The sequence below is a fragment of the Phenylobacterium sp. genome, assembly GCF_041920015.1.
GTDB lineage: Bacteria > Pseudomonadota > Alphaproteobacteria > Caulobacterales > Caulobacteraceae > Phenylobacterium.
This window is the reverse complement of sequence record NZ_JAYRST010000020.1, coordinates 36,719-47,793: the sequence shown is the minus strand read 5'-3', so window position 1 is coordinate 47,793 and position 11,075 is coordinate 36,719. Positions and strand designations below refer to the sequence as shown.

Here is an 11,075-nt window from a genome sequence, read left to right as displayed (position 1 = left end):
CTGTTCGTGGAAGATCTACGTCAAGGGCGGGATCGTGACCTGGGAGACCCAGCAGACCGACTATCCCCGCACCCGCCCCGAACTGCCCAATCACGAACCGCGCGGCTGCGCGCGCGGCGCCAGCTACAGCTGGTACCTCTATTCCGCCAACCGGGTGAAATACCCGCTGGTCCGCTCGCGGCTGCTCAAGCTTTGGCGCGAGGCGCGCGCGGTGCGCACGCCGGTCGCGGCCTGGGCCTCGATCCAGAGCGATCCGGCGAAGCGCGCCAGCTACACCTCGATGCGCGGGTCCGGCGGTTTCGTCCGGGCGACCTGGGACGAGGTGACCGAGATCATCGCCGCGGCCAACGCCTATACGGTCAAGACCTTCGGCCCGGACCGGGTGTTCGGCTTCTCGCCAATCCCCGCCATGTCGATGGTCTCCTACGCGGCCGGCGCGCGCTACCTGCAACTCCTCGGCGGGGTCTGCGGCTCCTTCTACGACTGGTACTGCGACCTGCCGCCGGCCTCGCCCCAGACCTGGGGCGAACAGACCGACGTCGCCGAAAGCGCCGACTGGTACAATTCCAGCTTCCTGCTGCTCTGGGGATCGAACGTCCCGCAGACCCGCACCCCCGACGCCCACTTCTATACCGAGGCGCGCTATCGCGGCGCCAAGTCGGTGGTGATCTGCCCGGACTATTCGGAAGCCTCGAAGTTCTCCGACCTGTGGCTGTCGGTGAAGCAGGGCACGGACGCGGCCCTGGCCATGGCCTTCGGCCACGTGATCCTCAAGGAGTTTCACGTCGACCGCCAGGTGCCCTATTTCCGCGACTATCTGCGGCGCTACAGCGACCTGCCGATGCTGGTGCGCCTGGTCCCGCAGGGCGACGGCTTCGCGCCCGAGCGCCTGCTGCGCGCTGCGGATTTCGACGGCGCATTGGCCCAGGACAACAATCCCGAATGGAAGACCGTCGCTCTCGATGAGACCAGCGGCGAGGTCGTGGTTCCCAGCGGTTCGATCGGCTTCCGCTGGGGCGAGGACGGCAAGTGGAACCTGGAGGAGCGGGACGGGCAGGGCCGCGACGTTCGCCTGAGCCTTGGCCTGAAGGACGCGCACGACGAGGTCGTTCCCGTGCGCTTCCCCTATTTCGCCAACACCGCCGCCAACGGCTTCACCTCCACCGAGCACCCGGACGTGCTGGTGCGCAACGTGCCGGTCAAGCGCCTGAAGCTGGCCGAGGGCGAGGCGCTGGTGGCCTGCGTCTACGATCTCTTCCTGGCCAATTACGGCGTCGACCAGGGCTTCGGCGGGACCAACCTGCCGACCAGCTATGACGACCTCGAGCCCTATTCGCCAGCCTGGGCCGAGGCGATCACCACGGTCCCGGCCGAGCAGATCATCGCCGTCGCCCGCGGTTTCGCGTCCAACGCCGAGAAGACTGACGGCAAGTCCATGGTCATCATCGGGGCGGCGATGAACCACTGGTACCATATGGACATGAGCTACCGCGGCGTCATCAACATGCTGGTGATGTGCGGCTGCATCGGCAAGTCCGGCGGCGGCTGGTCCCACTATGTCGGCCAGGAGAAGCTGCGTCCCCAGACCGGCTGGGCGCCCCTGGCCTTCGCGACCGACTGGGTGCGGCCGCCGCGCCAGCAGAACTCGACCTCGTTCTTCTACGCCCATACCGGCCAGTGGCGGTACGAGACCGTCGGTGTGAACGAGATTCTCTCCCCCACCGCGCCCGAAGGCTCGTGGGACGGCGCGCTCATCGACTTCAACGTCCGCGCCGAGCGCATGGGCTGGCTGCCTTCGGCCCCGGCGCTGAAGACCAATCCGCTGGAGGTCGCCAAGGCCGCCGCCGCCGAAGGGGTCGACCCCAAGGACTACACGGTCCGGCAGTTGAAGAGCCGCGAGCTCGAAATGTCCTGCATGGACCCGGACGACCCGGCCAACTGGCCGCGCAACATGTTCGTCTGGCGCTCGAACCTGCTCGGCTCGTCCGGCAAGGGTCACGAATACTTCCTCAAGCACCTGCTCGGCGCCGCCCACGGCGTCCAGGGCAAGGATCTCGGCCAGACCGGCGGCCAGACGCCCAATGAGGTCGCCTGGCACGAGCAGGCGCCGGAAGGAAAGCTCGATCTGTTGGTCACGCTCGACTTCCGCATGTCCACGACAGCGGTCTATTCCGACATCGTCCTGCCGACGGCCACCTGGTACGAGAAGAACGACCTCAACACCTCGGACATGCACCCCTTCATCCACCCGCTCTCGGCGGCTGTGGACCCGGCGTGGGAGGCCAAGTCCGACTGGGAGATCTTCAAGGCCATCGCCAAGCGGTTCTCGGACGTCTCGCCCGAGGTGCTGGGCGTGGAAAAGGACGTCGTCCTGACGCCGATCCAGCATGACAGCGCCGCCGAGCTCGCCCAGCCGTTCGACGTCAAGGACTGGTATCTCGGCGAATGCGAGCCGGTCCCTGGCAAGACCATGCCGCAGATCACGGTGGTCGAGCGCGACTATCCAAATCTCTACAAGTGCTTCACCGCCCTGGGCCCGCTGCTGGAGAACGTCGGCAACGGCGGCAAGGGTCTCGGCTGGAAGACCGGCCATGAGGTGGACCTGCTGCGCGACCTCAACGGCCCGGTGCTCGACCCCGGCCTGACCCAGGGCATGCCGCAGATCGACACCGACATCGACGCCTGCGAGACCATCCTGACCCTGGCGCCGGAGACCAATGGCGAGGTGGCGGTGAAGGCCTGGGCGGCGCTGGAGCGTCAGACCGGCCGCGAGCACACCCATCTGGCCGAGCCCAAGGAGGACGAGAAGATCCGCTACCGCGATCTGCTCGCCCAGCCGCGCAAGATCATCTCGTCACCGACCTGGTCGGGCATCGAAAGCGAGCACGTCTGCTACACGGCCGGCTACACCAACGTCCACGAGCTGATCCCCTGGCGAACGCTCTCAGGGCGACAGGAACTCTACCAGGATCACCTGTGGATGCGGGCGTTCGGCGAGGCGCTGTGCGTCTACAAGCCGCCGGTGGACCTGAAGACCACCTACGTCCAGGGCCGCAAGCCCAACGGCGAGCGTGAGATCGCGCTGAACTTCATCACCCCGCACCAGAAGTGGGGCATCCACTCGACCTATACCGACAACCTCTTGATGCTGACGCTCAATCGCGGCGGCCCGGTGGTCTGGATTTCGGAGACGGACGCCAAGGAGGCCGGGATCGTCGACAACGACTGGATCGAAGCCTTCAACGCCAACGGCGCCCTGACCGCGCGGGCGGTGGTGTCCCAGCGCATCCGTCCGGGCACGACCTTCATGTACCACGCCCAGGAGAAGATCGTGAACACGCCGGGATCGGAGATCACCGGCCTGCGCGGCGGCATCCACAACTCGTGCACACGTACGGTGCTCAAGCCGACCCACATGATCGGCGGCTACGCCCAGCTCGCCTACGGCTTCAACTATTACGGGACGGTCGGCTCCAACCGGGACGAGTTCGTCATCATCCGCAAGATGAGGAAGGTCGACTGGCTGGAAGAAAAACTGTCGCCGCAGGAGGCCGGCCAATGAAAGTTCGCGCTCAGATCGGCATGGTGCTGAACCTCGACAAGTGCATCGGCTGCCATACCTGCTCGGTCACCTGCAAGAACGTGTGGACATCGCGCAAGGGCGTCGAATACGCCTGGTTCAACAATGTCGAGACCAAGCCCGGCATCGGTTTCCCGAAGGACTGGGAGAACCAGAAGCGCTGGAACGGCGGCTGGGTCCGCAAGCCGAACGGCAAGATCGAGCCGCGCATGGGCCCCAAGTGGCGCATCCTCGCCAAGATCTTCGCCAATCCCGACCTGCCGGAGATCGACGACTATTACGAGCCGTTCGACTTCGACTACGCCCATCTCCAGATGGCGCCGGAGATGAAGCACTTCCCCACCGCGCGACCGCGCTCGCAGCTCACCGGCCAGCGCATGGAGAAGATCGAGTGGGGCCCCAACTGGGAGGAAATCCTCGGCGGCGAGTTCGCCAAGCGGTCGCAGGACTACAATTTCGAGGGCGTCGAACGGGACATCTACGGCCAGTTCGAAAACACCTTCATGATGTATCTGCCGCGGCTGTGCGAGCACTGCCTCAACCCGACCTGCGTGGCGGCCTGCCCCTCGGGCGCGATCTACAAGCGCGAGGAGGACGGGATCGTCCTGATCGACCAGGACAAGTGCCGCGGCTGGCGGATGTGCGTCTCGGCCTGCCCCTACAAGAAGATCTATTACAACTGGGAATCCGGAAAGTCCGAGAAGTGCACCTTCTGCTTCCCGCGGATCGAGGTCGGTCAGCCCACGGTCTGCTCGGAAACCTGCGTCGGCCGCATCCGCTACCTCGGGGTGCTGCTGTACGACGCCGACGCCATCGAGAGGGCCGCCGCGACGCCTGACGAGCAGGATCTCTATCAGGCCCAGCTCGACGTCTTCCTCGATCCCGAGGACCCGGCGGTCATCGCCCAGGCCCGGGCCGACGGCGTGCCGGAAGCCTGGCTCGAGGCGGCCCGCCGCAGCCCGGTCTACAAGATGGCGATCGACTGGAAGGTCGCCTTCCCGCTGCACCCGGAATACCGGACCCTGCCGATGGTCTGGTACGTCCCGCCGCTCTCGCCCATCCAGTCGGCGGCCTCGGCCGGCGCCCTGGAGATGGACGGCGAGATGCCGGACGTGCGCTCGCTGCGCATTCCTGTGGCCTACCTCGCCAACATGCTGACCGCGGGCAAGGAGGCGCCGGTGGTGCTGGCCCTGGAGCGGATGCTGGCCATGCGCGCCTATATGCGGGCGCGGACGGTGGAGGGCGTGGTCGACCATCGGATCGCCGAACGCGTCGGCCTGCGCGCCGAGCAGGTGGACGAGATGTACCGCTACATGGCGATCGCTAATTTCGAAGACCGGTTCGTCATCCCGACGACCCATCGCGAAACCGCCGAGGACGCCTATCACCTGCGCGGCTCGTGCGGTTTCACCTTCGGCAACGACTGTTCGGGCGGCCGGACGGAGCTTGGCCTGTTCGGACCCAATCGCCGTTCGCGCCCCAGAGCCGAGATGGAGGCATAAGGTGTCGCTTTCCTACCGGGCCCTGGCCCTTCTCCTCAGCTACCCGACCGAGCAGACCCGCGCCCTGATGTCCGACGCCGCCGCGGTTCTGGGCGCGGACCCGCACATCCCGGCCCCCATCCGCTCGGCGCTCGCCAAGCTGGCGGTCGATCTGAAACGCGGCGACCTCTTCGACGTCCAGGAGGCCTATGTCTGGCTGTTCGACCGCACCCGGTCGCTGTCGCTGAACCTCTACGAACACGTCCATGGCGAGAGCCGCGATCGCGGCCAGGCCATGGTCGCCCTGCTGGAGCTCTACCGCAGCAAGGGCCTGGAGCTGTCGGCCAACGAACTGCCCGACCATCTGCCGGTCTTCCTGGAGTTCCTCTCGACCCTGCCCGATGACGAGGCTGCCTCGCTGCTGGCCGAGGCAGGGCACGTGCTGCACGCGCTCGGCGAGCGGTTGCATCGCCGCGGAAGCGCCTATCGCGCAGTGTTCGGGGCGTTGGCCGCCCTGGCCGCCGAGGAGGCCGACAGCCAGGTGCTGGCCGCCATGCTGGCCGAGCCCGACGACGATCCGCGCGATCTCGCGACCATGGACCGCCTGTGGGCCGAGAGCGCCGTGACCTTCGGCCCCTCCGAAGCCGGCTGCGACGAACGCCAAGCCCTGGAACGCCCCGCCGTCCGTCCGCAGCGGGCGCACGGCGGCGCGGCCGCATAGCGAGCAAAGCCATGGACCTCAATCAGATCCTCTTCGGCGTCTATCCCTATGTCGCCCTTTCGGTGCTGGCCATCGGCTCGGTCCTGCGCTTCGACCGCGAGCCCTACACCTGGCGCACCGGCTCTTCGCAACTGCTGCGCCGCAAGCAGCTCATGACCGGCTCGGTGCTGTTCCATATCGGCGTGCTGGCCATCTTCGGCGGCCATTTCGTCGGGCTTCTGACGCCGGTGGTGGTCTGGGACACGCTGGGCGTCACCCATTCGGCCAAGCAGATGCTGGCCATCGTCGCCGGCGGCGTGGCCGGCGCCTTCGCCCTGGTCGGCGGGCTGCTGCTCCTGCACAGGCGATTGATGGACCCGCGCGTGCGCGCCAATTCCAGCTTCGCCGACACCGCCATCCTGGTGATGCTGATGGCCCAGCTTCTGCTCGGCCTGGCCACCATCCCGATCTCGCTCACCCATCGCGACGGGCACGAGATGATGAAGTTCATGAACTGGGCCCAGGGCGTCTTCACCCTGCGTCCTGGCATCGCGGACCTGGTCGCCGACGTGCACTGGATCTTCAAGGCGCACCTGACGCTCGGCCTGACCATCCTGCTGGTTTTCCCGTTCACCCGCCTCGTCCACATGCTCTCGGCACCGATCTGGTATCTCAACCGCCGCGGCTGGCAGCTCGTGCGCACTCGCCGCGACATGAGCGTGCGCAAGGGGCCGGTCCGGCTGGATCCTGCCGAATGAACACGGCCCGCAAGATCGTCGTCGAGGGGGTGGAGATTCCCGAGTCGCTCATCGCCCAGGAGGCTCAGAACCATCCCAGCCTCTCGGCCGCCGACGCCTGGGCGGCCTCGGCCAAGGCCCTGGCCATCAAGGCCCTGCTGCTGGGCCGGGCGCGCGAGCTTGGCCTGCAGCCGCAGCCGCAATGGGACGAGCAGGGCCGCGAGGAGACCGAGGAAGAGGCGCTGGTGCGCGCGGTCCTCGAGGCGGAGATCGAGGTGGCGTCCCCGACCTCCGCGGAGTGCCGGCGTCTCTACGACGCCCATCCGACACGCTTCCAGATTCCTGCCCTTTACGAGGCCTCTCACATCCTGGTCGCGCCGGCCGCCGACGATCCGGCCAGCGTGGAGGCGGCGCGGGCGACCGCCGAACAGGCCATCGCCGCGCTGGCCGAGGGCCGGGCGAGTTTCGCCGAACTGGCGCGCAGCCTGTCCGATTGCCCCTCGGCGTCCGAGGGCGGGCGGCTCGGCCACCTGCGCCAGGGCGACCTGATGCCGGAGGTCGAGACGGTCCTGCTGGCCCTGCCGGCCGGGACGATCGCGCCCGCGCCGGTGCGCTCGCGGTTCGGATGGCACGTGCTGCGGCTCGAGCGGCGCACGACCCCGCGCCGCGCGCCCTTCGACCAGGTGGAAGCCCAGATCCGGCTGCACCTGGAAAGCCGGGCCTGGGCCGCCGCCGCCGCCCGCTACACCGCCGACCTCGCCGAACAGGCGAAACTCCGGGGCGTCAGCCTGACCCTGTCTCCGACCGGCGAAGTCGCGGACCGGTCGTTGTCCCTTGGCGACATGCTCGCCGACGAGGAGACCCTGGTCAGCGCCGAGGCCTGGCTGTCGCTTGCCGATCCGGCGCTGGCCGAGCGCACGGCCCAGGCTGCGGCGAAGGCCGGCCTCGGGGTCCAGGATTTCGTGCGCGAAAGCATGGCCGCCTTCGTCGCCGAAGCCTCGGACGAACGCTGGACCCAGCTTATTTCCGCGGCCCAGGACGCCGAGGACCCAGCCCTTGCGGCTATCGCCCAGATCCTGCGCTCCCGCCTGGTCCCGCAAAGCCAGACCTTCACCCTCATCCGGCGGCGCGGAGCCTGAGGCCGATGTCGGCCGGGACCTTCGTCACGGTGCTGCTGGCCGGGGGCGAAGGACGGCGCATGGGCGGCGCCAAGCCCCTGCGGCTGCTGGATGGTTGCACGCTCCTCGATCATGGGCTGCGCATCGCCCGCGCCCAGGGGCTGGGGCCGCTCGCCGTGGCGGTGAGGACACCCGACCAGGTCGGCGGGCGGAGCGACGTGCCGTTGCTGCTCGATCCGGTCGACTGCGTCGGGCCGCTGGCCGGCCTCGCCTCGGCCCTGGCCTTCGCCGAGGCGTGCGGATCAGGCCTGGTGCTGACCTTGCCCTGCGATGCGCCGCGCCTGCCGCTGGACCTCGGCGAGCGCCTGGCTGGGGTTCTGGCCCCCGGCGATCGGGTCGCGATGGCCTTCAGCCATGGGCGCCTGCATCCGACCTGCGCGCTCTGGCGGGTTTCGGCGCGCGAGGTTCTCGACGCCTATCGGACTGCGGGCGGTCGGTCGCTGAAGGGGCTCGCCCAAAGCGCGGGCGTGAGCGTGGTCGACTGGGGCGAGCCAGATCCGGACCCGTTCGTCAATCTGAACACCCTCGAAGACCTGGCCGCCGCAGAGAAGACGGCGCTCGACTAGATTGCCCCAGTCGCATCGGCCAGGACGCAATCATCAAGAGGCGGGTTGACCCCAGCCAAGGCGCAGCGAGCGCAGGCGACCTAGTCTGATCGTACAGACAAGGAGCCTTCGCATGTCCAAGACCTCTCTCTTCCTCCGCCCCGCAACCTGCAAGTCGCTGGTTCTGGCGGGCCTCATGTCCGGGTTGATGACGACCGGCGCCGCGGCGCAGGATCTTGCGCCCCTGAGCGTCACTGGCGCGCGGCCGGAAAGCCTCACCATCCGCATCGCCGGCCTGGATTCGGGCGGCGTGTACAAGGCCGTGCGCACGAGCGCTTTCATGGTCTGCCGGAACGCCGTCTCGAATGGCGGTCTCGACCTGTTCGACCTCGACTGGTGCGCCGACAAGGCCAGCGCCCGCACGATGCGGTCCTATCATTCGGCCCTGCGGGACGCTGGCGGAGAGTTCCGCTCCGCCAGCCTGACGATCAGGATCGCCGCCCGCTAACCGCACTTGGAATAGCCGCAGTCCGAGCAGGTGTCGCATCCCTCCTGGCGGTGCAGAGCGGCGGACCCACATTGCGGACACGGGCTAGGCGGGATGGCCCGCACGATCGGAACGGAGGCGGCGTTTTCCAGGGCCGCCTCCGACCCCGCTCCGTCCAGACGCAGGTGCCGTTCGATCACCCCGCCGATCGCCGCCAGCAGCGAAGGCACGTAGCGGCCGTCGAGCCAGGCCCCGCCCCGCGGGTCGAACACCGCCTTCAGTTCCTCGGCCACGAACGACACGTCCCCGCCGCGCCGGAACACCGCCGAGATCATCCGCGTCAGCCCCAGGGTCCAGGCGTAGTGCTCCATGTTCTTGGAGTTGATGAAGATCTCCATGGGGCGCCGCGCTCCGCCGACATGAGCGTCGTTGATGGTCACATAGACCGCGTGAGCGCTTTCGGGCCATTTCAGCTTGTAGGTCGCGCCCTCCAGACGGTCGGGGCGCGGGGTCAGCGCGTCCGCCGCGGCCTGTGGCGCTTGCGGCGGGGTTTCCGTCGCCGCCGCGACCGACAAGACCGAGCCGGTCACCGCGTTGGGCCGATAGGTGGTCAGGCCCTTGCAGCCGGTGCGCCACCCTTCCAGATAGACGTCCGCGAAATCGTCGAAGGCGATGGTCTCCGGGCAGTTCACGGTCTTCGAGATCGAGCTGTCGATCATCTCCTGGGCGGCGGCCTGCATGCGGAGGTGGTCGGCCGGCGTCAGGGTCTGGGCGCTGACGAAGACGTCTTCCGGCGGCGGCTTGGAGCCATGCAGCCGCTTCCAGACCGCCAGGGCGTAGTCCTCCACGGTTTCGGCCTGGGTCGAACCGTCGGGCTGGCGGATCTTGCGATCGTAGGAAATGGCGAACACCGGCTCGATGCCCGACGACACGTTGCCCGCCAGCAGCGAGGTGGTGCCGGTCGGGGCGATCGAGGTCAGGCATCCGTTGCGCAAGCCATGGCGTAGGATGAGTCCGCGGGTCTCCTCGTCCAGCGCCTGCAGATTGGGGCGGTCCAGGATCTGCGGATCGTAGAGCGGGAAGGGCCCTTTCTCGGCCGCCAGCTCGGCCGAGGCGCGATAGGCCTCGCGTCGGATCACCGCCAGCCAGCGGCGCGTCAATTCCACCGCTTCGGGCGCGCCGTAACGCGCGCCGCAGAAGATCAGGGCGTCGGCGAGACCCGTGACGCCCAGCCCGATCCGTCGCTTGGCCTTGGCCTCCAGTTCCTGGGCCTCGAGCGGATAGCGCGAGATGTCGATCACGTTGTCCAGCAGGCGCACCGCCGTCCGGGTGAGGTCGGCGAGGCGCGCCTCGTCGAGACTCGCTCCGGGCGTGAACGGCGCATCCACCAGCCGGGCGAGATTGACCGAGCCGAGCAGGCAGGCTCCGTAGGGCGGCAGCATCTGCTCGCCGCAGGGATTGGAGGCGATGATCCGTTCGCAATAGGCGAGATTGTTCTTCTCGTTGACGCGGTCGATGAAGATCACGCCCGGTTCGGCGCAGTCGTAGGTGGCCTGCATCAGCCGGCGCCACAGGTCGGCGGCGCGCACCGTCTTGAACGTCGTCCCGCCGAAGGTCAGCGGCCAGTCGTCGTCGCGGGCCAGGGCTTCGAGGAAGGCGTCGGTGACCAGGACCGAGAGGTTGAAGTTGCGCAGGCGTGTCCCGTCGCGCTTGGCGTCGATAAAGGCTTCGATGTCGGGATGGTCGATGCGCAGGCATCCCATCATCGCCCCCCGGCGCTGACCCGCCGACAGGATGGTGCGGCACATCGCGTCCCAGACGTCCATGAAGCTGAGCGGGCCGGAGGCGTCGGCGCCGACGCCGTGGACCGGCGCGCCCGCCGGCCGGATGGTCGAGAAGTCCATCCCGACGCCGCCGCCCTGCTGCAGGGTGCGGGCCGCCTCCTGGATGTGGCCGAAGATGCCGCCCAGGTCGTCGGGGATTTCGCCCATGACGAAGCAGTTGAACAAGGTCACCGAGCGCGCGGTCCCGGCGCCGGCGATGATCCGCCCCGCAGGCAGGAACTGGAAGTCCTGCAGACTGCCTAGGAAGCGCTCGCGCCAGACTTTGCGAAGCTTCGGCGGCTCGGCTTCGGCGACCGCCGTGGCGATCCGCGCCCAGGTCTCTTCGATCGCCGCATCGCCGCCGTCTCCGGCGGGTGCGAACCGGTATTTGCTCGCCCAGATCTCCGAGGCGAGGGGGTTGTCGAACGCCATGGCCGTCTCCTTTCGAGCCGTCACGCTGACTGATTCAAATCGGATCGGAATTGTCGCCTGACAAGGAACGGGGCGACGGATGTCGTTTTGCCGAGTCTTCCGAAAAATTCCC

Annotated in this window: 8 protein-coding genes; 7 read left to right on the top strand and 1 reads right to left on the bottom strand. The window is 68.0% G+C overall.

Features of this window, described 5'->3' with window-relative positions:
- The 7 genes from ACE3TL_RS06505 to ACE3TL_RS06475 all read left to right on the top strand — a co-directional run.
- The coding region (locus ACE3TL_RS06505) for a nitrate reductase subunit alpha (protein ID WP_374577912.1) at positions 1-3,562 on the top strand (3,562 nt) is incomplete at its 5' end.
- Positions 3,559-5,082, top strand: coding sequence for a nitrate reductase subunit beta (gene narH / locus ACE3TL_RS06500; RefSeq protein ID WP_374577911.1), 1,524 nt, complete (start codon positions 3,559-3,561; stop codon positions 5,080-5,082). The genes ACE3TL_RS06505 and narH, both read left to right, overlap by 4 nt.
- 1 nt (position 5,083) lies before the next feature.
- A complete protein-coding gene (narJ, locus tag ACE3TL_RS06495; protein WP_374577910.1) occupies positions 5,084-5,782 on the top strand; it encodes a nitrate reductase molybdenum cofactor assembly chaperone in 699 nt (232 codons plus the stop codon).
- Between the two features lie 11 nt (positions 5,783-5,793).
- On the top strand, positions 5,794-6,519 hold the full coding sequence (gene narI / locus ACE3TL_RS06490; protein ID WP_374577909.1) for a respiratory nitrate reductase subunit gamma: 726 nt from the start codon (positions 5,794-5,796) through the stop codon (positions 6,517-6,519).
- Positions 6,516-7,637: a peptidylprolyl isomerase gene (locus tag ACE3TL_RS06485; RefSeq protein WP_374577908.1), complete on the top strand. Its 1,122-nt coding sequence runs from the start codon at positions 6,516-6,518 to the stop codon at positions 7,635-7,637. Before narI ends, ACE3TL_RS06485 begins: the two co-directional genes overlap by 4 nt.
- 5 nt (positions 7,638-7,642) lie before the next feature.
- Positions 7,643-8,242, top strand: coding sequence for a molybdenum cofactor guanylyltransferase (locus tag ACE3TL_RS06480; RefSeq protein ID WP_374577907.1), 600 nt, complete (start codon positions 7,643-7,645; stop codon positions 8,240-8,242).
- Between the two features lie 112 nt (positions 8,243-8,354).
- Positions 8,355-8,729, top strand: coding sequence for a hypothetical protein (locus ACE3TL_RS06475; RefSeq protein ID WP_374577906.1), 375 nt, complete (start codon positions 8,355-8,357; stop codon positions 8,727-8,729).
- Here ACE3TL_RS06475 and ACE3TL_RS06470 read toward each other — a convergent pair.
- Positions 8,726-10,963: an adenosylcobalamin-dependent ribonucleoside-diphosphate reductase gene (locus ACE3TL_RS06470; protein WP_374577905.1), complete on the bottom strand. Its 2,238-nt coding sequence runs from the start codon at positions 10,961-10,963 to the stop codon at positions 8,726-8,728. The two genes, ACE3TL_RS06475 and ACE3TL_RS06470, sit on opposite strands and share 4 nt — an antisense overlap.
- Between the last annotated feature and the right edge of the window lie 112 nt (positions 10,964-11,075).